A 19,260-nucleotide genomic window follows, 5' to 3' on the forward strand; every position below is an offset into this window, starting at 1 on the left:
CCGCCGCTCTTGTGCGTTCCGGTCGCTGTTAGAGCGACGTGCGTCCAAGTGGACGCACAAAAGTACGCTCTAACACTTTAACGCTGCGCATCGTGCTTTCCGAAAATCGAACCGATTTTCGGGCCGATGCGCTAGCGGCCGAACAGGCTCCGGTCGCTGCCCTGCGGGGCGGACTTCTGTAAGTCGCCCGACGAGTTGAGCAGCTTGTAGACCGGCGAGCCGGTATTGCGTACCGAAGACGTCTGCGTGTTGTCGACGTTGATGGTCGCCTGCTTGTTGATGTCGGTTCCGCCAAAGTTGTCGCTACCGGCAAAAGCGCTGCCGGCAGCAATCAAAAGCGCGGCGGCGGTAACAACGATCTTCTTCATTTTCAAAACTCCTGGATTTTCTTGGTTCCACCAGCGCGGCGGGCAAATGCCGCCGCCGCTGTTGGAACGAACTGTTAGTTGTTGCCGAACAGGTTACGGTCGCTGCCGTTGACGGGTTTCTCGTGAGCCGGAACCGGATTCTGCGCCGAAGCCGAATTCCGAATCGAAGCCGTGTACGAGTTGCTGTCGACCGCGGCGGCCGGTTGGTTGGCACCGTTCGATCCAAAGTTGTCGCTGCCGGCAAAAGCGCCGCCGGAGACGGCCACAATGGCTGCGGTGGCAAGAATGAGCTTCTTCATTTCAAGTACTCCTGAGTTCCTCAGATCCCGAGCGGCGGACCGCCACTTTGCTGTTTGGGACCAGCTGTTAATTGTTGCCGAAAAGGTTGCGGTCGGCGCCCTGGCCAACGGGCTGCTTTTCAGCGTGAGCCGGCGCCTGGACAGAGGCCGTATACGAGCTGTCGATCGCAGCAGTCGGTTGGTTGGCGGCGTTGGACCCATAATGGTCGCTGCCGGCAAAGGCGCTGCCGGTGATGGCCAGAACGGCGACGGTAGCAAGAGCGATCTTTTTCATTTTTAGGACTCCAGTATCTTAGTCTTCCGTCCGGCTAGCGGCGTGTCTTGGGAGGATGCGCGTCGTTCGGACAGCCCCGATGTGGGAAGGCCATTCGGCGGATTCCAATCACGAAGTTGTTCCGTGTGGACCAAGAATCTACACCTTGAAATTGTACCAGAGGCATCTACTACCATGGTTTTATGGTTTGTTTTCAATATCTTATTCAAAATTAGCCATTCATGATTTGACGGATTGGCGAATTTGCGTTCACAGCGTGCTGCACGCATTGTCAACAGAAACGAACCGTTCGGTTCGATTTTAGAAGCGGCTAATAGTCACTTTTGTAAACTGTTATCCTTCCTGATCTCCGCCGCGGGTCGGATTCGATGTCACGGCAGCCGACAGTGGCCGCCGAAAAAGTGGGGTTTCAGCCCTGCAGATATAAACCTGCTGGTTTCGCCGGCCGTGTCGCGCCGCATGGATACGATGTCGCTTTCATGCCGACAGTCAGCCGGCCGGCATGATTAGATCACGCCATCTCAGGTGCCGCTTGGTGACGACGAAGCGGAGAATTGGGAAGCCGGTCAGAACCCGGCGCTGCCCCCGCAACGGTGGTGGAGTTCAAGTCGCAACGGGAGACCACTGGGCCACAAGCCTGGGAAGGTGTCGCGATGAGTCCGCAAGGACACTCCAGAGCCCGGAAACCAGCCCGAGATTTTTAGACTCGACTGATCGCGGTGGGCGGTCAAGAGGTGGATGATGCATCTCCGGCCCTGTCGCCGGCGTGCAAGCGGTCCTCCCTCCATCACCACCAGTTCAGTCCTTACACGAGGACAGGACATGGACGCGCGCAACGACATGCTGAGGCTCTTGCACGGCCGTAGGCAAGGCTATTCGCTCGAGCAGCCCTTCTACACCGATCCAGATTTCTTCAAGCTCGACATGGAGCTGATCTGGTATCGCGACTGGCTGTTCATCGGCCACGATTGCGAGTTGCCGAAACCTGGCAGCTACATCACCGCCCAGATCGGCGACTATCCGGTCGTGCTGGTCCGCGACCAGCAAGGCAAGATCAATGCCTTCCACAATTCCTGCCGCCATCGCGGCAGCCGTGTCTGCAATGCCGACAAGGGCACTGCGGCGAAGCTCGTCTGCCCCTATCACCAGTGGACCTACGAACTGGACGGCCGGCTGTTGTTTGCTCGCCAGATGGCAGACGGCTTCGACAAGAGCCAGTTCAGCCTGAAGCCGGTGGCTTGCGAAAGCGTTGGCGGCTGCATCTTTATCTGCCTGGCCAACGAGCCGGCCGACTTCGCGCCGATGCGCGCCATGATCGAGCCTTACCTCCTGCCGCACCGGCTGCGCGAGGCAAAAATCGCCTTCGAATCGACCATCGTCGAGAAGGGCAACTGGAAACTCGTCTGGGAGAACAACCGCGAGTGCTACCATTGCGCCGGCAACCATCCGGAACTCTGCAAGACATTCCCGGAAGCGCCGACCGTCACCGGCGTGCAGGGCGCCGACAGCGATCCGGAGATGCTCGCGCACTGGGCGAAATGCGAGGCGGCGGGCTTGCCGAGCAAGTTCCGCATCGATCCTGCCGGGCAGTATCGCGCCACCCGCGCGCCGCTGCTGCGCGACGCCGTCAGCTATACAATGACGGGCAGACGCGCGGTGAAGAGGGGCCTTTCCGACAGCGTTTCCACCGACCGTATCGGCTCGCTGCTGCTCTATCACTATCCGACGAGTTGGAACCACATCCTCGGCGATCATGCCGTCACCTTCCGCGTGCTGCCGATCAGCGCCACGGAAACGGCCGTCACCACCAAATGGCTTGTCCATAAGGACGCGGTCGAAGGCGTCGACTACGACCTCGCCGAGCTTACCCATGTCTGGACCGAGACCAACGACCAGGACCGTCGCATTGTCGAGGAAAACGCCTTCGGCGTCCTGTCGCCGGCCTATGAGCCCGGCCCCTATTCGGAACTGCATGAGGGCGGCGTCATCCAGTTCGTCGAATGGTACGCCTCCTTCATCGGGCCGCGCCTTGCCGAAGCCGGGCGGCCGGCGCTGCGCAGCGTCGCCTGAACGAGGTCAAGGGGATGAATGCGATGACGGACCTTGGCCTCTACCGCCATCTCGACGAGATGGCGCCCTGGAACGACAGGCTCCAGGTGCTGGAAGTCATCGGCGTCAGCGACGAGGCGCCTGACGTGAAGACCTTCACCTTCCGCTCTGACAACCAGACCTGGTTCCGCTACAGACCGGGACAGTTCGTGACGCTGGAACTGCCGACCACCGAGGGCCCGATGATGCGGACCTATACGCTGTCGTCCTCGCCGTCGCGGCCGTTCTCGATCGCGGTGACGGTGAAAGCGCAGGCCGGCAGCCTCGGCACCCGCTGGATGTTCGACAATCTGACACCCGGCGTTCACGTGAAGGCCTATGGGCCGGCGGGCGACTTTTCGCTGCACAGCCATCCAGCGGCCAAGTATCTGTTCATTTCGGCCGGCTCCGGCGTGACGCCGATGATGTCGATGCTGCGCTGGCTGAACGACTGCGCGCCATGGACAGATGTCGGCTTCGTCAACTGCGCGCGAAAGCCCGAGGAGATCATCTTCCGCAAGGAGCTCGAGCTGCTCGGCAGCCGCATGCCGGGCCTGACGCTCGACTTCATGATCGAGGAGCGGTCCAGCCGCGAGGGCTGGTTCGGCCATATGGGCCGGATCGACGCGATACGGCTGCCGCTGCTGGCCCCCGATTTTCGCGAGCGCGAAATTTTCTGCTGCGGCCCCGACCCGTTCATGCGCGCCGTGCGGCAGATGCTGGAGGCGGCCGGCTTCGACATGGCCAACTACCATCAGGAGAGCTTTGCGGCCCCGGCGGTGGAGGAAATACCGGCCCCGTTCGGTTCGCCGGCAGAGGGTGGGCCGGCAAAGGGCGGGCCGGCAGAGCGCGGGGTCGAGGTACCTGCCGAGGCCGCAACGCCGATCCGCTTTTCGCTTTCGGATATCGATGCCGAATGCGTTGCCGGCCAGACCGTGCTGCAGACGGCGCGCGCTTCGGGCGTACGAATTCCCGCAGCCTGCGAGTTCGGCCTGTGCGGAACCTGCAAGGTGAAAAAGGTCTCGGGCACAGTCGAGATGAGCCACAATGGCGGCATCCTCGATCACGAGATCGACGACGGCTTCATCCTGGCCTGCTGTTCGAAGCCGCTGACGGCGCTCGAGATCGACGCCTGACCGGGGAGCTTAAACCCCGTAGCGCTCGGTGCGGATGAGGCTTGCCGGAACGCCGGCATCGATCAGCGCCTGGGCGGCAGTCGACACGAAGGCATTCGAGCCGCAGACAAAGGCGAACCTTGGCGGTGCGGGCAGCCGCACCATCGATTGCTCTATCATCGCAACGTCGATCCGCCGTGAATAGTCCGCCGGGCGCCGGGCCGGCTCGCGGGTCAGCGCCAACACCAGATCGAAGCCGTCCCGGCGATCGTGGAGGTCGATCAACTCGTCGCGAAAGATCACCTCGTCCCAGACCCGTGCGGAAAATACCAGTGCCACGGGCACCGCCGATCTGCGCGCGGCGCGATGGCGGATCATCGCCATCAGCGGCACCACGCCGGACCCGCCGCCGACCAGCAGAAGCGGGCCGCCGTCGCTGTCGGACCAGACGAAGTGGCCGCCGAGCGGTCCGCGCAACTCGACCTCATCGCCAACCGCCGCGATATCGTGGAAGAAGGGGGAGACCTCGCCGTCATCGAGCCTTTCAATTGCCAGTTCGATCGTCTCGCCGGCTTCCGGCGCCGAGGCGATGGAGTAGGAGCGGCGCGCCTGATAGCCGTCCGGCGCCGTCAGCCTGACATCGACATGCTGCCCGGCACGATTAGGCGAAGGTCCGCGACGGCTGGAGGAAAAAGCTGGTGACGCGCGGCGTGCGCTTTTCGATGCGGGCGATGGTCACCGTCTGCCAGGGCGACTGCGCCGCCGGCCCATCGCTCATGGATCGCCCGTATAGCGCTGCTCACGCCACGGGTCGCCATAGATGTGATAGCCGCGCAGCTCCCAGAAGCCGGGCTCGTCGCGCTCGGTGAACTGCAGCCCGTTCAGCCATTTGGCCGACTTCCAGAAATAGAGATGCGGAACCAGAAGCCGCGCCGGGCCGCCATGGTCCGGCGTGATCGGCTTGCCTTCGTAGAGCAGCGCCACCATCGCTTTGCCGGCAATGAGATCCTGCGTCGGCACGTTGGTGGTATAGCCGTCGAAGGACAGCGCCAGCGTGAAGGCCGTCGGTGGCTTGATGCCGGCATCCGCCAGAATATCGTCGACCAGCACACCCTGCCACGCCGTGTCGAACTTGGTCCACGCGGTGACACAATGGATGTCGCGCGTCATCTTGGTCAAAGGCAGCGCGTTGAACTCTGTCCAGTTCCACGTCTTGATCGGCCGCGGTCCGTGCTTGAGCGTGAACGACCAGTCCTCGGTACGCACACGCGGCGTCGGCCCGGCCGACAGCACCGGAAACCCTTGCTCGAGATACTGCCCCGGCGGGATACGCGCATCCGCATCCCTCGGGGGCTTTCGTCCTGAAGAGAAGCCGCGGGTGACCATCGAGACAATCCGTTTGCATCAGGCCGCCTGTCGGCCTTCACCAATGTTGTCAAAGATACTCTGGCGGGCAACCAGATTCTTGGCTTATGCGCCGTCTGTTCGCCTGAGATAACCGGTGGCGATCTCGCGCATCCGTTTGGCATCGAAGCTTGGCCCATGGCCGCCATGGCCGATGCTGACAGGCAGATCGAGCAGCCGCTGCATGGTTCGGCGATAGGCTGATCGGTCGGAATCCGGCAGGTCGTCGATCAGCAAGGCGTCGTAGATGGCGTCGCCGGCGAAGAACAGGCCGTCGGCCTCATCGAACAGCGCGATCGAATCGGGCGAATGGCCGGGCAGATGCAGCACGCGGAATTGCCGGTCGCCAAGGTCGACCAGATCGCCCTCGTCAAGCGTCCGCGTCAGCGGCGCCGGCGGGATTCTGTAGTCGGCCGCTTTCCAGCCCGGCGCCGGCAGCTTCGAGACGGCGCCGTCGAGATCATGAAACATGTGGGCGTAGGTGACGGCGTCCTCCATGCTGTCGAATTGCGCGGCACTCATCCTCGGCCCCGCCCGCAGCGGGAATTCGTGCAGCGAGCCGACATGGTCGAGATGGATGTGGGTGGCGACGACGAGCAGCGGCTTGCCATCAGGCGTGTCGATCTCCGGCGCCAGCGGGCAAATCCCCATGCCGGTGTCGACAAGCAGGTCGACGTCGCGGCCGCGCAGATGCCAGATGTTGGCGCGCACGAAATCATCCACGAACGGCTCGGTCAGCATCGTCGTATCGGCGTCGATGACGGTCTTGCTGAACCAGTCAAGCATTCAGGAGATATCCGGCATCACGAGATTTCCGGCATCAGAAGCGAGCCGGCATCAGACGAACGGTTTTCCAACCTTGTACTTTTCGGGAACCAGCCGCTTCAGATAGGCCATTCCTGCGTCGGAGAGTTGGTTGGCATCCGGCAGCATGAAATCGTCGGGCATGTGACGGGTCTTGCCGGCAACGTTTTTCAGCGGCACCTTGTTCAGCACGGTTTTCTCGCCGTCATATTGCAGCGCCACCGAGCCTCCGCCCTGTTCGGCGACAGCGACCGCAAAGACGCCGGCATCGAAGGCTTCCTGCGCATCGACGGGGTTGATGGCGCCGACATAGCCGCGCGGCATGTAGCCGAGCGCATCGACGCGCGCCCGCTTGCCCGGCAATCCTTCGGCCAGCGCGCGCTCGAGGGCGGCCGGCAGGTCGCTGCCCGACAGCTTGACGTTGCCATGCGCATCGCGCTCCAGTTTGTCCGGCGGCACAAGACTTTCGACTAGCGCCTTGCCGTCGGCGGTGCTGACGCCTTCGGAGACTGCGACGATGCAGCGCTTGTGGCGATCGAGCGTGGCGCGCACGTCGTCGATGAAGGCTGCAGCCGAGAACGGACGCTCCGGCACATAAACGAGATGCGGGCCACTGTCGGGATCTAGCTGCCATGCGGCGGCGGCGGCGGTGAGGAAACCGGCGTGCCGGCCCATGACGATGCCGACATAGATGCCCGGCAGAGCACGGAAATCGAGGTCGACCGAGAGAAAGGCGCCAGCGACGAACTCGGCTGCCGAAATGAAGCCGGGCGTGTGGTCGTTCTCCTCGAGATCATTGTCGATGGTTTTCGGCGCATGGACGAAAGCCATCTTGCCGCCGGCGGCGTCGGTCAGGATCTGCTGCGTGCCGGACGTGTCGTTGCCGCCGATATAGATGAAGGCATCGGCGCCAGCCTTCTTCAGGCCGTTGAGGATGATCTCGCAATAGGCCTCGTCCGGCTTGTCGCGCGTCGAGCCAAGCGCGGCGCTCGGCGTCGCCGCAATCAACCGCAACCGGTCCTCAGGGATAGCCGAAAGATCGACATAGTTGCCGTCGCGGATGCCGCGCACGCCATGGATGGAGCCCAACACCTTGGCGCCGGGATGCCGCCTGCGAATCTCGAGTGTGGCGCCCACCACCGTCTGGTTGATGACGGCGGTCGGGCCGCCGCCTTGCGCGATGACAAAAGTTCCGGACATGCTTCACGTCTCCCGAGCAGTGACTTTGCAGGGCACATTCGCCTGTCTTGCGAGATCGCGCAACGGGAGAGTCGAGCGGCCGCGTCAGCCGCCTCGAGTTCAGACGATGACCGGGAGGGTCAGACGACGACGACCGGGTTCTTCCTGGAGACGCGGCTGTAGAGGTCGATGATGTCCTGGTTGATCAGGCGAACGCAGCCCGACGACATCGCCTGGCCGATGCTCCACCATTCGGGCGAACCGTGGATGCGGTAGCCGGTGTCCTGGCCGTTCTGGTAGATGTACAGCGCACGCGCGCCGAGCGGGTTGTCGAGGCCGCCGGGCTGCCCGGCCTGCCATTTCACCAGTTCCGGCTTGCGGGCGATCATCTCGGCCGGCGGCCTCCAGGTCGGCCATTCCTTGCCGTACTGGATGTTGGCGCGGCCGGACCAGCGAAAGCCTTCCTTGCCGATACCGACGCCGTAACGGATAGCGTCACCGCCGGGCTGCACCAAGTAGAGCAGCCGCTCCTGCGAATGGACGACGATGGTGCCGGGCTGCTCGCCAGTCGGGTCGACGACGATCTGGCGGCGGAACTCCGGCTTGACCTTGAGGTAGGGCACTTCCGGCAGCGTGAAGCCGCCGTCGGTGACGGAGGCATACATCACACCAGGGCTGGTGATGTTCTTGTCGACGCTGATGCTCGGGCGGACAGGGGTGATCGCGCCGGTGGTGACGCCGTCGAGTTGCAGCGCCGACAGGTCGAGCGTCTGGCTGCAGCCGGCGACGCCGAGCAGCCCCAGCGCACCGGCGCCGGACAACACTGCGCGGCGGGAAAGCTGGATTTCGGAAATTTCGATTTCGTCGCCATTGTGCGGCGGCGTCAGACCTTGCGGCAACTCGCGCATCTACCCAAACCCTACGCTGTCGGCGGGAAACACGGTCCGGCCGGATAGAGTGCATTTTCACCAATCATGGTTGAAAAAGCGTGAAGAACCGTCGCCCGATGTTAACCAGGGGCATTTTCGATTTTTGCCCCTTTACATCTTTGTGAGCCCAAGGATTTATCCTCTTCTTTGAGCTCAAGGAGACGAACATGTCCTTCGAAAACTGGGCCGCCTTTGCCGCCGCCTCGACGATCCTTCTTGTCATTCCCGGCCCGACCATCCTTCTGGTCGTATCCTATGCGCTCGGCCAGGGCTGGCGCACCGCGCTGCCGATGGCGGTTGGCGTGGCATTTGGCGATTTTACGGCGATGACGCTGTCGATGCTGGGCATCGGCGCGCTGCTGGCGGCGTCGGCCACCGTGTTCACGGTGCTGAAGGTGATCGGCGCCGGCTATCTGATCTATCTCGGCATAAAGCTGTTTCGCGCCGGCGGCACGCTCAAGGCCGAGCCGCGCCTGGACGCGGTGTCCTCGGCCAAGATGATGGCGCATGCCTGGCTGGTCACCGCGCTCAATCCGAAAAGCATCACCTTCTTCGTCGCCTTCCTGCCGCAGTTCCTCGACCGGCATGCCGATTTCTGGACGCAGATGGTGATCTTCGAGACGACTTTCCTGGCGCTCGCCTTCGCCAATGCCTTCGGTTACGCGCTGATCGCCGCAAGGGCACGCAACGTCGTTCGCAACCCGAAGGCGATCCGCATCTTCAACCGCACCGGCGGCACGCTGCTGGTCGGCGCCGGCATCGCCACAGTGGCGATGCGCTCGGGCAATTGAGGACATGACGTGGCAGTCAGGGATGCATTCGGGCTGACGTTTTCGGGCGCGGCGGAGGCCGGGTTCTCGCCCTACAGCCAGGCCGTGCGCGAACTGCAATGCTTCATCGGCGACCCGGTCGGCTCGGTCGATCGCGCCATCGCCGAGGATCCCGGCTTCGTCATGGCGCATGTGTTCAAGGGCTATCTCTTCGGCCTCGCCACCGAGCGCGAGGCGGCAGCCGTGGCCAAAACATGCCACGAGACGGCACTGCCGCTTGCAGCCACGCCGCGCGAGCAGGCGCATGTCGCAGCACTTGGCCATCTTGCCGCAGGACGCTGGCATGAAGCCGCTCGTCTGCTCGAGGATATCGCCATCGAGTTTCCGCTCGATGCGCTGGCGCTGCAGACCGGGCACCAGATCGATTTCTTCACCGGCAATGCCCGCATGCTGCGCGACCGCATCGGCCGCGCGCTGCCATCGTGGCAAAGCGGCATGCCGGGCTACCACGCCATACTCGGCATGCAGGCGTTCGGACTGGAGGAAATGGGCGACTATGCGCGCGCCGAAAAGCTTGGCCGCATGGCAGTCGACATCGAGCCGCGCGACGGCTGGGCGCAGCACGCCGTCGCCCATGTCATGGAAATGCAGAGCCGGCAAAGGGACGGCATCACTTGGATGCGCGCCAACCCCGACGCGTGGACGCGTGAAAGCTTCCTGAAAGTGCATAATTGGTGGCATCTGGCGCTGTTCCACTACGATCTCGGCGAGACCGACGAGGCGTTGGCGCTCTATGACGGCCCAATCTACGGCGAACGCTCGACGCTGGCGCTCAACATGGTCGATGCTTCGTCTATCCTGTGGCGGCTGCATCTCGGCGGCGTCGATGTCGGCGGCCGCTGGGCGGCACTCGCCGCCAACTGGGCCAAGGTCAGCGCCGGCAACTATGCCTTCAACGATGCCCACGCAATGATGGCCCTCGTCGGCGCCGGCCAAGAGACGCCGGCTCGCACCTTGCTCGAGGCGCAGCACGAGGCCATGCACGCCAACGACGACAACGCCGCCTTTACCCGGGATGTCGGCCATCCCCTGACGCTCGCCATCAAGGCGTTCGGCGACGGCAATTATGCCGAGACGGTCCGCCTGATCCGGCCCATCCGGGCGATCGCCCACCGCTTCGGCGGCAGCCACGCGCAGCGCGACGTCATCGACCTGACCCTGATCGAGGCTGCGCTGCGGTCGGGCGACCGTGCATTGGCAAGGGCACTTGCCGCGGAACGCGCGCTGGCGCGGCCCGACAGCCCGCTGTCGGCGCTGCTTTCGCGGCGGGCTGCCGATTTGTCGGAGAATTGACCGGAGGCGGATCTTGTCTTAAAAACTGCCAAGTCAGATTTTTTCGAGATCCGAAAAAATTAATGACAATGGGAGGACACCATGTATCTCGGCCTCGATCTGGGCACGTCGGGCGTCAAGGCGCTGTTGATCGATGCCGGGCAGAGCATCATCGGCTCCGGCCACGCGTCACTCGACGTGTCTCGGCCGCACTCCGGCTGGTCGGAGCAGAACCCCGCCGAGTGGATCCGCGCCTGCGAGGGAGCGATCGCCGAGCTCAAGGTTTCTCATCCAGAACAGCTCGCCGCCGTCAAAGGAATCGGCCTCTCCGGCCAGATGCATGGCGCTACATTGCTCGATGCCGGCGACCAGGTGCTGCGCCCCTGCATCCTGTGGAACGACACGCGCAGCCATGCCGAGGCCGCCAAGCTCGACGCCGACCCGCGCTTTCGCAAGCTGACCGGCAACATCGTCTTCCCCGGCTTCACCGCGCCAAAGCTGGTCTGGGTGAAAAACAACGAGCCGGATATTTTCGCCAAACTGGCAAAGGTCTTGCTGCCGAAGGATTTCCTGCGGCTCTGGCTCACCGGCGAGCATATTTCGGAGATGTCGGACTCGGCCGGCACCTCTTGGCTCGATGTCGGCAAGCGAGACTGGTCATCCGACCTGCTTTCCGCCACGTCGCTCGACGAGAAGCAGATGCCGTCACTGGTCGAAGGCACTGAGAAGGCCGGCGCGTTGCGCAGCGAACTGGCCTCGAAATGGGGGATGCAGGCGGGCATCCCGATCGCTGGTGGCGCCGGCGACAATGCGGCGTCGGCTTGCGGCATGGGCACGGTCGCCGCCGGCCAGGCCTTTGTCTCGCTTGGCACGTCAGGCGTGCTGTTTGCTGCCAATGCGGCCTATCTGCCCAACCCGGAAAGCGCAGTGCACACATTCTGCCACGCGCTGCCCGACACCTGGCACCAGATGGGCGTCATCCTGTCGGCAACCGATTCGCTCAACTGGCTGTCCGAGATATCAAGCAAAGGCGCCGGCGAGCTGACCGCCGAGCTCGGCGATACGCTGAAGGCGCCGACCGGCGTGTCCTTCCTGCCCTATCTCTCCGGCGAGCGCACGCCGCACAATGATTCGGCCATTCGCGGCTCGTTTACCGGGCTTGCGCATGAATCGAGCCGCGCCGTGTTGACCCAGGCCGTGCTGGAGGGCGTGGCTTTCGCCTTCCGCGACAGTCTCGAAGCCCTGGCCAAGGCCGGCACGACGCTGACGCGGGTGACGGCGATCGGCGGCGGCTCGCGCTCGCACTACTGGCTAAAGGCAATCGCCACCGCGCTCGGCCTGCCCGTCGACATTCCCGCCGACGGCGATTTCGGCGCCGCCTTCGGTGCAGCGAGGCTTGGCCTGATCGCGGCGACGGGCGCCGATCCGCTCAGAGTGTGCACGGCGCCGGCCACCGATGCCACAATCGAGCCGGTCGCCGCGCTAAGCAACGCTTATGCAGATGCCTATCAGCGTTACCGCTTGCTTTACCCGGCTATCAAGGCGGCCACGGCGTGAGTGGTTTCCCACCCCCGCCGCGGCCCGAGGTTTCCTCACTGTGCCGGGACCTTGTCGAGAAATCCGGTGACGTTTTTCAGGCGGCCATTCTCGACGACGCCGATGTCGGTGCCTTCGATGACGGAATCAGTGCCTTCCGGCCCGAGATTCCACGAGAAGCGGATCGTGTCGCCAAACCCGTCCGGCTTGCCCTTCAGCGAGAACCGGAAGCCGGCAAAACGTTTTTGGACACCATCGATCAGTGCGGCGAGGCCATTGTGGCCGTCTCCCTGCATGATCGGATCGCGGTAGCTGACGTCATCGGTGAAGGCCGCCTTGAGCAAGGCTTGCCGGCGCGCGGCATCGCTCTCGTTCCAGGCGGCGATGTAGTTTTCGGCGATCGTGTTGAGGTCGGTCATGGTTTGTCTCCGTTGTTGATTGGCTTTGACATGACCCTTTTCATCCAGCGCCAGCGCGAAACCAATTACGCCTGAGGTAATCAGGACCGAACCCTGCGAGAGGACAGACAGACATGACCAGCGGCTTTTTCGGCGACATCCAGAAGATCAAATACGAGGGGCCGGATTCGACCAATCCGCTGGCCTACCGGTTCTACAATCCCGATGAAATTGTCGCCGGCAAGCGGCTAGAAGACCATTTGCGCTTTGCCGTCGCCTATTGGCATTCCTTCGCCTGGCCGGGCGGCGATCCGTTCGGCGGCCAGACCTTTGAGCGGCCGTGGTTCGCCGAGGCCGGTGGCACCGATACGATGGAACTGGCCAAGCTCAAGGCCGATGTCGCCTTCGACATGTTTTCGCTGCTGGGTGTTCCCTATTTCTGCTTCCACGATGCCGATGTGCGGCCGGAGGGAAAAGACTTTTCTGAAAGTGCCGCGCGGCTCGACGAGATATCAGACTATTTTGCGGCGAAGATGAAGAAGACCGGGGTCAAGCTGCTTTGGGGCACGGCCAACCTGTTCTCCAATCGCCGCTTCATGGCGGGAGCCGCCACCAATCCCGACCCGGACGTCTTTGCCTATGCGGCAGCGACGGTCAAACACTGCATCGACGTCACCAAGCGGCTGAAGGGCGAGAATTATGTGCTGTGGGGCGGCCGCGAGGGCTATGAGACGCTGCTCAACACCGACCTTGCCCGCGAACAGGAACAGGCCGGCCGTTTCCTCAACCTGGTCGTCGACTACAAGCACCGGATCGGCTTCAAGGGCACCATCCTGATCGAGCCGAAGCCGCAGGAGCCGACAAAGCACCAGTACGACTATGATGTCGCCACGGTCTACGGCTTCCTGAAGCGCTTCGGGCTGGAGAAGGAGGTCAAACTCAACATCGAGCAGGGCCATGCGATCCTGGCCGGCCATTCCTTCGAGCATGAACTGGCGCTGGCCAATGCGCTCGGCATCTTCGGCTCGATCGACATGAACCGCAACGACTACCAGTCGGGCTGGGACACCGACCAGTTCCCCAACAATGTGCCGGAGATGGCATTGGCCTATTACCAGGTTCTGCAGGCCGGTGGCTTCAAGTCCGGCGGCACCAATTTCGACGCCAAGCTTAGGCGACAGTCGCTCGATCCGCAGGATCTGCTGATTGGCCATATCGGCGGCATGGATTGCTGTGCACGCGGCCTCAAGGCCGCCGCTCGCATGGTCGGGGACAAGGCGCTGTCGGGACCGTTGGCCGAGCGCTATGCCGGCTGGAACTCGGCCGAGGCCAAGGCGATGCTTGCCGGCAAGCGGACGCTGGAGGAGATCACCGAGCGCGTCGTCAAGAAGAAGATCGAGCCGCAGCCGAGATCCGGCCGCCAGGAACTGCTTGAGAATATCGTCAACCGGTACGTCTGAGGTGCCGCACCGGCGGGTTCTGTTGACCGACCCGCCGGCCCGGAACAGCTTTGCCGCGAGGGCGGAACCGACGACAAGGTTTTGCCTCGCACCGCCCCTCAATCGCCTCGCTCTTGCCTTCAAACAGCCGTCACGAATCTAGTATATGTGGTTCGTGGCGGGAACAGAAAGAAGGAGGCGAAACGATATGCAGCACGAACGCGAAATCGACGCCCTGCTCTCATCTGGCGAGGCCGGATCGATCATCGACCGGCTGATGGCACTGCCGCATCCGAAGGATGGCGCGCGCGGTGCAAACGAATGGGATCGCGCGGTCGCCAGCCGCTTCGAGACCCACCTTGCGAGACAGATGCGCTCGCATATCGACGGCAAAAGCGACCGCCAGGACGCTGCCTGATCCCGACTATCTCCTGCGCAGCCTGACCGGCGCTTCGCCGAAAGCTCTTGAAAACGCTCTGGAAAATGCCGCGGCGGACGAGAACCCCGTTCGCCCGGCAATATCGGCCATGGCCACGCGCGTGTCGACCACCAGCCGGCGCGCTGCACCCAGCCGCAGCCTGAGATAATAGGCGCCCGGCGTCTCGCCGATCGACTTGCGAAAGATGCTCTCCAGCGTTCGTGCCGTCACCCCGGCGCGCTTTGCCACCGCGGCAATGGTCAGGGGCTGGTCGACATGGGTTTCCATCAGCCGGATGGCTTGCGCAAGCCGCGGATCGTAGCCGTCGAGGCGGCCGAGCGAGACCAAAGGCTGCGCGTCGGTCGCGGCGCGTGCCTGGTCGTAGATGAAAACACTTGCCACATCGAGCGCAACGGCCATGCCGAGCCGCGTGCGGATCAGATGCAGCATCAGGTCGAAGGTCGGCGAAGCGCCACCGGAGGTGAAGACCGGCCCGTCGATGACGTAGCGGTCGGGGCGGACGTCGACATCGGGAAAGGCCGAGGAAAAATCCTCCATGTCCTCCCAATGGGTGGTGGCGCTGCGCCCTTCCAGCAGGCCGGCGCGGGCGACCAGCCAAGTACCGGCTTCGACGCCGCCGCAGGCGCGTGCGGCGCGCCCCGCTCGGCGCAGGCCGGCAAGCAGGGCCGACGTGGCATAGTTCTGCGTGCCGAAACCGGCGACGACGACAAGCACATCCGTCGTATCCGCCGCATCGAAGCGGCCGCTGACCGCAACCGGCAGGCCGCATGTGGTGACCGGCGCTTCGCCGGTCACCGAAACCAGCCTGAAATCGAACAGCGTCTCGCCGGCAATACGGTTGGCGGCGCGCAGCGGATCGACGGCCGAGGCCACACACATGATCGACGACCCGGAAAACACCAGCAGCGTCACCTTGAGCGGCAACCGTTCGGCGCGAAAGATCGACGACTTTTCGTTTTTCATCATACGCACTTCGTAAAATGCAAAACAGTTTCCGGCAAGTCAGGCATTGTTGCCATCTGTTCGATTGGGCCCATGTTTGATCGGGACCATCTGTGCTGATTGGGAGAAAAGTCGATGCCGCTTGCGATGAACCGTGAGGTCTTCATTACCTGTGCCATAACCGGGTCCGGCAGCTCGCAAGACCGCAGCCAACATGTGCCGCGCTCGCCCAAGCAGATCGCCGATTCGGCCATCGACGCGGCAAAGGCGGGTGCGGCGATCGTCCACTGCCATGTGCGCGACCCCGAAACCGGCAGGCCGCGCCGCGACGTGCAGCTTTATCGCGAAGTGACCGAGCGCATCCGTGCGGCAGACGTCGACGTGGTGCTGAACCTGACCGCCGGCATGGGCGGCGACATGGTGTTCGGCTCGCCAGAAAACCCGCTGCCGCTGAACGAGAAAGCCACCGATATGGGCGGCGCCACCAACCGCGTGGAGCATGTGCGCCAGTGCCTGCCGGAGATCTGCACGCTCGACTGCGGCACCATGAATTTCGCCGAGGCCGACTATGTCATGACCAACACGCCAGGCATGCTGCGCGCCATGGGCGGCATGATGACGGCGCTTGGCGTCAAGCCAGAGATCGAGGCCTTCGACACCGGCCATCTGTGGTTTGCCAAGCAATTGGTCGAGGAAAAGGTGCTCGACCCGGATGCTCTCGTGCAATTGTGCATGGGCGTGCCATGGGGCGCGCCGGACGATCTCAACACTTTTATGGCGATGGTCAATAATGTCCCGTCGAGTTGGACCTGGTCGGCGTTCTCCATCGGCCGCAACCAGATGGCCTATGCTGCCGCCGCGGTGCTGGCGGGCGGCAATGTCCGCGTCGGACTCGAGGACAATCTCTGGCTCGACAAGGGCGTGCTGGCAACCAATGCGCAGCTGGTCGAGCGGGCGGTTAGCATCGTGTCGAACATGGGCGCAAGGGTCATCGGCCCCGATGAGGTGCGCAAGAAGCTCAATTTGACAAAGCGCGCGCCGCTTTGAACAAGCAATCGGTAGGGAGGAGCCGCCGATGAAGACCGTGAAATTCACCGCAATGAAGGATGGCGACCGCGACGATTACGCGTTCCTTACCGAGCACGAGATCGACTATGCGGCGAAGACCGGCGAACGGCTGCTTGAGGCGCTTGTCCAACTCGACGAGGGGCTGTCCGGCTACAAGATCACCCGGCTCGGCCATTCGCTGCAGGCGGCGACGCGCGCATGGCGCGACGGCGCCGACACCGACTGGATCGTCTGCGCGCTACTGCACGACATCGGCGACGTCTACGCACCGTACAATCACGACGAATATGCAGCTTCGGTCCTAAAACCTTTCGTGCGCGAGCAGTGCACCTGGGTTGTGGAAAAGCACGGTGACTTCCAGCGCCTCTATTACGCCCACCATCTCGGCGGCAATCCGCATGCGCGCGACCGTTTCGCCGGCCATCACTATTTCGACGATTGCGACCAGTTCTGCGAGCGCTGGGACCAGTCGAGCTTCGATCCGGGTTATGAGACGTTGCCGATCGACTTCTTCCGGCCCTTCGTGCTCGAGGTGTTTGCGCGCAGGGCCTATGACCCCACCGTGATCCGCGCCGGCGAGCGCGTGCCTCTCATCGACCTGGAAAAAGCCAGGACAAGAACCGGAGCCTCCGCATGAGCATCATCACCAAGGCAGCTGCAATCGGCGGCGGCGTCATCGGCGCCGGCTGGGTGGCGCGGCTGCTCTTGAACGGCATCGACGTGTCGATTTTCGATCCCGACCCCGAAGCCGCGCGCAAGGTCGGCGAAGTGATGAAAGGCGCGCGCCGCGCCTACAAGCAGATGCTGCCCGACGGCCTGCCAAAAGGGGGCAAACTGACCTTTGCCAAGACCATTGCCGATGCCGTCGCCGATGCCGATTTCATCCAGGAAAGCGTGCCGGAACGGCTCGACCTGAAACACCGCGTGCTGGCCGAGATCGACCTCTATGCGCCGGCCAATGCCATCGTCGGCTCCTCGACTTCCGGTATCAAGCCGACCGACATGCAGGTGGCGATGAAGAAGCATCCGGAACGGCTGGTCGTCGGCCATCCATTCAACCCGGTCTATTTGCTTCCGCTGGTCGAGATCGTCGGCGGCGAGCAGACCTTTCCCGAGGCGATCGAGGTCGCCAAGGAGATGTACGCCTCGATCGGCATGAAACCGGTGGTGATCCGCAAGGAGATCGAGGCGTTCGTCGGCGACCGCCTGCTGGAGGCGGCATGGCGCGAGGCGCTGTGGCTGATCAAGGACGGCATCTGCACGGTCGAGGAACTCGACGACATCATGCGCTATGGCTTCGGCCTGCGCTGGGCGCAGATGGGCATGTTCCAGGTCTACCGCGTCGCCGGCGGCGAGGCCGGCATGCGCCATTTCATGGCGCAGTTCGGGCCGTGCCTGAAATGGCCGTGGACCAAGCTGATGGATGTGCCGGAGTTCAACGACGAACTGGTCGACCTGATCGCCACGCAGTCGGACGACCAGGCGGATGGCCTGTCGATCCGCGAGCTCGAAAAGATCCGCGACGACAATCTGGTCGCCATCATGGATGCGCTGTCGAAGCAGAACAAAGGCAAGGGCTGGGGCGCCGGCGCCTTGCACAAGGACTATACCAAGCAGCTCGCCAAGCTTGCGGCGAAGAAGCCCACCGCCTCCAAGGCGGCCGAGAAGGCCAAGGCCGAAAAGCCGAAGAAAAAGAAGAAAGGCTGAGACCATGGATTTTGGCCTCTCCGAGGAACAGAAACTGATCGTCGAGACGACGCGCGCCTTCGTCGAGAACGAGCTTTACCCGCATGAGCGCGAGGTCGAGCGCACCGGCGTGCTGCGCCGCGAACTGATCGAGGAGATCAAGGCCAAGGCGATCGAAGCCGGGCTCTATGCCGCCAACATGCCTGCGGAAGTCGGTGGCGCCGGCCTCGATACGGTGACCTGGCTGCTTTACGAAAAGGAACTCGGCCGCGCCAACTACGCGCTGCACTGGACCTGCGTGGCGCGGCCTTCCAACATCCTCTTGGCCGGCACGCCGGAGCAGCGCGAAAAATACCTTTATCCCTGCATTCGCGGCGAGAAATGGGATTGCCTGGCGATGACCGAGCCGAGTGCCGGCTCCGATCTGCGCGGCATGAAGGCGACCGCCGTGCAGGACGGCGACGACTGGGTGCTGAACGGCACCAAGCACTTCATCAGCCATGCCGATCTTGCCGATTTCGCCATCGTCTTCATGGCTTCGGGCGAAGAGGAGACGCCGCGCGGAAAACGCAAGAAGATCACCGCCTTCTTCGTCGACAAGGGCACCAAGGGTTTTACGGTGCGTGACGGCTACCGCAACGTCTCGCACCGCGGCTACACCAACGCCATCCTCGAATTCGACGATTGCCGGCTGCCCGGAGCCCAGGTTCTGGGCGAGGTCCACAAGGGTTTCGACGTCGCCAATTCATGGCTTGGCGCAACCCGCCTGCAGGTCGGCGCGACCTGTCTCGGCCGGGCCGAGCGGGCGCTTGGCCATGCGGTCGAGTATGCCGCGCAGCGCCAGCAGTTCGGCCAGCAGATCGGCAAGTTCCAGGGCGTTTCATTCAAGCTTGCCGATATGGCGACCGAACTGAAAGCGGCCGACCTGATGGTGTTCGAAGCCGGCTGGAAGTACGATCAGGGCACCGTCACCGATCAGGACATGGCCATGGCCAAGCTGAAGGCCACCGAAATGCTTGCCTTCGTCGCCGACGAGGCGATCCAGATCCATGGCGGCATGGGGCTGATGGATGATCTGCCGCTGGAGCGCATCTGGCGCGACGCCCGTGTCGAGCGCATCTGGGAAGGCACGTCGGAAATCCAGCGCCACATCATTTCACGGGCGCTGCTGCGCCCGTTCGGGGGCTGAT

General features: G+C 63.3%; 20 protein-coding genes, 1 pseudogene and 1 riboswitch. Of the genes and pseudogenes, 11 read left to right on the forward strand and 10 right to left on the reverse strand.

What is annotated here, in order from left to right; genetic code table 11:
* Positions 1-131: 131 nt before the first annotated feature.
* The 3 genes from M727_RS0106480 to M727_RS0106490 form a co-directional block, all read right to left on the reverse strand.
* Positions 132-368 carry a DUF680 domain-containing protein gene (locus M727_RS0106480; RefSeq protein ID WP_027151989.1) on the reverse strand — a complete coding sequence of 79 codons (237 nt, stop codon included), beginning with the start codon at positions 366-368 and terminating at the stop codon, positions 132-134.
* Positions 369-442: 74 nt separating this feature from the next.
* A complete protein-coding gene (locus tag M727_RS0106485) occupies positions 443-667 on the reverse strand; it encodes a DUF680 domain-containing protein (protein WP_027151990.1) in 225 nt (74 codons plus the stop codon).
* 67 nt (positions 668-734) lie between these two features.
* A complete protein-coding gene (locus M727_RS0106490) occupies positions 735-941 on the reverse strand; it encodes a DUF680 domain-containing protein (protein ID WP_027151991.1) in 207 nt (68 codons plus the stop codon).
* A gap of 506 nt (positions 942-1,447) precedes the next feature.
* Positions 1,448-1,651: riboswitch (cobalamin riboswitch) on the forward strand.
* A 112-nt stretch (positions 1,652-1,763) separates the two neighbouring features.
* On the opposite strand from M727_RS0106490, the gene M727_RS0106495 reads away from it, so the two are divergent.
* Both M727_RS0106495 and M727_RS0106500 read left to right on the forward strand, forming a co-directional pair.
* Complete coding sequence (locus tag M727_RS0106495; protein ID WP_027151992.1) at positions 1,764-3,011, forward strand: aromatic ring-hydroxylating dioxygenase subunit alpha; 1,248 nt, start codon at positions 1,764-1,766, stop codon at positions 3,009-3,011.
* Between the two features lie 23 nt (positions 3,012-3,034).
* Positions 3,035-4,165 (forward strand): hybrid-cluster NAD(P)-dependent oxidoreductase, encoded by a 1,131-nt coding sequence (locus M727_RS0106500; RefSeq protein ID WP_027151993.1) that lies wholly within the window; start codon positions 3,035-3,037, stop codon positions 4,163-4,165.
* A 9-nt stretch (positions 4,166-4,174) separates the two neighbouring features.
* Here the strand turns inward: M727_RS0106500 and M727_RS35955 are convergent.
* From M727_RS35955 to M727_RS0106525, 5 genes and pseudogenes are all read right to left on the reverse strand, one after another.
* Positions 4,175-4,922 (reverse strand): annotated as a pseudogene (locus M727_RS35955) (FAD-binding oxidoreductase).
* Complete coding sequence (locus M727_RS0106510) at positions 4,919-5,530, reverse strand: sulfite oxidase-like oxidoreductase (RefSeq protein ID WP_027151994.1); 612 nt, start codon at positions 5,528-5,530, stop codon at positions 4,919-4,921. Before M727_RS0106510 ends, M727_RS35955 begins: the two are co-directional and overlap by 4 nt.
* Positions 5,531-5,614: 84 nt before the next feature.
* Positions 5,615-6,334, reverse strand: a complete 720-nt coding sequence (locus tag M727_RS0106515; protein ID WP_027151995.1) for an MBL fold metallo-hydrolase — start codon at positions 6,332-6,334, stop codon at positions 5,615-5,617.
* Between the two features lie 51 nt (positions 6,335-6,385).
* Positions 6,386-7,552 (reverse strand): diphosphate--fructose-6-phosphate 1-phosphotransferase, encoded by a 1,167-nt coding sequence (locus M727_RS0106520; protein WP_027151996.1) that lies wholly within the window; start codon positions 7,550-7,552, stop codon positions 6,386-6,388.
* A 119-nt stretch (positions 7,553-7,671) separates the two neighbouring features.
* Positions 7,672-8,439: a L,D-transpeptidase gene (locus M727_RS0106525; protein WP_027151997.1), complete on the reverse strand. Its 768-nt coding sequence runs from the start codon at positions 8,437-8,439 to the stop codon at positions 7,672-7,674.
* Between the two features lie 188 nt (positions 8,440-8,627).
* On the opposite strand from M727_RS0106525, the gene M727_RS0106530 reads away from it, so the two are divergent.
* The 3 genes from M727_RS0106530 (at position 8,628) to xylB (ending at position 12,119) form a co-directional block, all read left to right on the forward strand.
* The gene (locus M727_RS0106530) at positions 8,628-9,251 is read left to right on the forward strand and encodes a LysE family translocator (protein WP_027151998.1); all 624 of its coding nucleotides are present in this window, start codon (positions 8,628-8,630) and stop codon (positions 9,249-9,251) included.
* 9 nt (positions 9,252-9,260) lie between these two features.
* Positions 9,261-10,583 carry a tetratricopeptide repeat protein gene (locus M727_RS0106535; RefSeq protein WP_027151999.1) on the forward strand — a complete coding sequence of 441 codons (1,323 nt, stop codon included), beginning with the start codon at positions 9,261-9,263 and terminating at the stop codon, positions 10,581-10,583.
* 81 nt (positions 10,584-10,664) lie between these two features.
* The gene (gene xylB, locus M727_RS0106540; RefSeq protein WP_027152000.1) at positions 10,665-12,119 is read left to right on the forward strand and encodes a xylulokinase; all 1,455 of its coding nucleotides are present in this window, start codon (positions 10,665-10,667) and stop codon (positions 12,117-12,119) included.
* A gap of 35 nt (positions 12,120-12,154) precedes the next feature.
* On the opposite strand, the gene M727_RS0106545 is transcribed toward xylB, so the two are convergent.
* Positions 12,155-12,517, reverse strand: a complete 363-nt coding sequence (locus M727_RS0106545; RefSeq protein WP_027152001.1) for a nuclear transport factor 2 family protein — start codon at positions 12,515-12,517, stop codon at positions 12,155-12,157.
* Positions 12,518-12,630: 113 nt separating this feature from the next.
* On the opposite strand from M727_RS0106545, the gene xylA reads away from it, so the two are divergent.
* A complete protein-coding gene (gene xylA, locus M727_RS0106550) occupies positions 12,631-13,956 on the forward strand; it encodes a xylose isomerase (RefSeq protein ID WP_027152002.1) in 1,326 nt (441 codons plus the stop codon).
* Between the two features lie 187 nt (positions 13,957-14,143).
* The gene (locus M727_RS0106555) at positions 14,144-14,353 is read left to right on the forward strand and encodes a hypothetical protein (protein ID WP_027152003.1); all 210 of its coding nucleotides are present in this window, start codon (positions 14,144-14,146) and stop codon (positions 14,351-14,353) included.
* Positions 14,354-14,359: 6 nt separating this feature from the next.
* Here M727_RS0106555 and M727_RS0106560 read toward each other — a convergent pair whose 3' ends face one another.
* Positions 14,360-15,340, reverse strand: a complete 981-nt coding sequence (locus M727_RS0106560) for a GlxA family transcriptional regulator (protein WP_027152004.1) — start codon at positions 15,338-15,340, stop codon at positions 14,360-14,362.
* A gap of 111 nt (positions 15,341-15,451) precedes the next feature.
* Between M727_RS0106560 and M727_RS0106565 the strand changes: the two genes are divergently transcribed.
* The 4 genes from M727_RS0106565 to M727_RS0106580 are packed head-to-tail and all read left to right on the forward strand — an operon-like array spanning position 15,452 to position 19,259.
* Entirely contained in the window at positions 15,452-16,363 is a 912-nt protein-coding gene (locus M727_RS0106565; RefSeq protein WP_027152005.1) for a 3-keto-5-aminohexanoate cleavage protein, read from the forward strand.
* Positions 16,364-16,391: 28 nt separating this feature from the next.
* Positions 16,392-17,021 (forward strand): HD domain-containing protein, encoded by a 630-nt coding sequence (locus tag M727_RS0106570; RefSeq protein WP_027152006.1) that lies wholly within the window; start codon positions 16,392-16,394, stop codon positions 17,019-17,021.
* Entirely contained in the window at positions 17,018-18,091 is a 1,074-nt protein-coding gene (locus tag M727_RS0106575; protein WP_027152007.1) for a 3-hydroxyacyl-CoA dehydrogenase NAD-binding domain-containing protein, read from the forward strand. The genes M727_RS0106570 and M727_RS0106575 overlap by 4 nt, the downstream gene beginning before the upstream one ends.
* 4 nt (positions 18,092-18,095) lie before the next feature.
* Complete coding sequence (locus M727_RS0106580) at positions 18,096-19,259, forward strand: acyl-CoA dehydrogenase (RefSeq protein WP_027152008.1); 1,164 nt, start codon at positions 18,096-18,098, stop codon at positions 19,257-19,259.
* Position 19,260: the final 1 nt, after the last annotated feature.

The sequence above is a fragment of the Mesorhizobium sp. WSM2561 genome (genome assembly GCF_000513915.1).
GTDB lineage: Bacteria > Pseudomonadota > Alphaproteobacteria > Rhizobiales > Rhizobiaceae > Mesorhizobium > Mesorhizobium muleiense.

Coding starts and splice junctions, on each gene's coding strand:
- M727_RS0106565 (WP_027152005.1), top strand. CDS start 15,452: ATGCCGCTTGCGATGAACCGTGAGGTCTTCATTACCTGTGCCATAACC.
- M727_RS0106520 (WP_027151996.1), bottom strand. CDS start 7,552: ATGTCCGGAACTTTTGTCATCGCGCAAGGCGGCGGCCCGACCGCCGTC.
- xylA (WP_027152002.1), top strand. CDS start 12,631: ATGACCAGCGGCTTTTTCGGCGACATCCAGAAGATCAAATACGAGGGG.
- M727_RS0106560 (WP_027152004.1), bottom strand. CDS start 15,340: ATGATGAAAAACGAAAAGTCGTCGATCTTTCGCGCCGAACGGTTGCCG.
- M727_RS0106545 (WP_027152001.1), bottom strand. CDS start 12,517: ATGACCGACCTCAACACGATCGCCGAAAACTACATCGCCGCCTGGAAC.
- M727_RS0106570 (WP_027152006.1), top strand. CDS start 16,392: ATGAAGACCGTGAAATTCACCGCAATGAAGGATGGCGACCGCGACGAT.
- M727_RS0106525 (WP_027151997.1), bottom strand. CDS start 8,439: ATGCGCGAGTTGCCGCAAGGTCTGACGCCGCCGCACAATGGCGACGAA.
- M727_RS0106490 (WP_027151991.1), bottom strand. CDS start 941: ATGAAAAAGATCGCTCTTGCTACCGTCGCCGTTCTGGCCATCACCGGC.
- M727_RS0106515 (WP_027151995.1), bottom strand. CDS start 6,334: ATGCTTGACTGGTTCAGCAAGACCGTCATCGACGCCGATACGACGATG.
- M727_RS0106580 (WP_027152008.1), top strand. CDS start 18,096: ATGGATTTTGGCCTCTCCGAGGAACAGAAACTGATCGTCGAGACGACG.
- M727_RS0106480 (WP_027151989.1), bottom strand. CDS start 368: ATGAAGAAGATCGTTGTTACCGCCGCCGCGCTTTTGATTGCTGCCGGC.
- M727_RS0106555 (WP_027152003.1), top strand. CDS start 14,144: ATGCAGCACGAACGCGAAATCGACGCCCTGCTCTCATCTGGCGAGGCC.
- M727_RS0106575 (WP_027152007.1), top strand. CDS start 17,018: ATGAGCATCATCACCAAGGCAGCTGCAATCGGCGGCGGCGTCATCGGC.
- M727_RS0106485 (WP_027151990.1), bottom strand. CDS start 667: ATGAAGAAGCTCATTCTTGCCACCGCAGCCATTGTGGCCGTCTCCGGC.
- xylB (WP_027152000.1), top strand. CDS start 10,665: ATGTATCTCGGCCTCGATCTGGGCACGTCGGGCGTCAAGGCGCTGTTG.
- M727_RS0106500 (WP_027151993.1), top strand. CDS start 3,035: ATGACGGACCTTGGCCTCTACCGCCATCTCGACGAGATGGCGCCCTGG.
- M727_RS0106530 (WP_027151998.1), top strand. CDS start 8,628: ATGTCCTTCGAAAACTGGGCCGCCTTTGCCGCCGCCTCGACGATCCTT.
- M727_RS0106510 (WP_027151994.1), bottom strand. CDS start 5,530: ATGGTCACCCGCGGCTTCTCTTCAGGACGAAAGCCCCCGAGGGATGCG.
- M727_RS0106495 (WP_027151992.1), top strand. CDS start 1,764: ATGGACGCGCGCAACGACATGCTGAGGCTCTTGCACGGCCGTAGGCAA.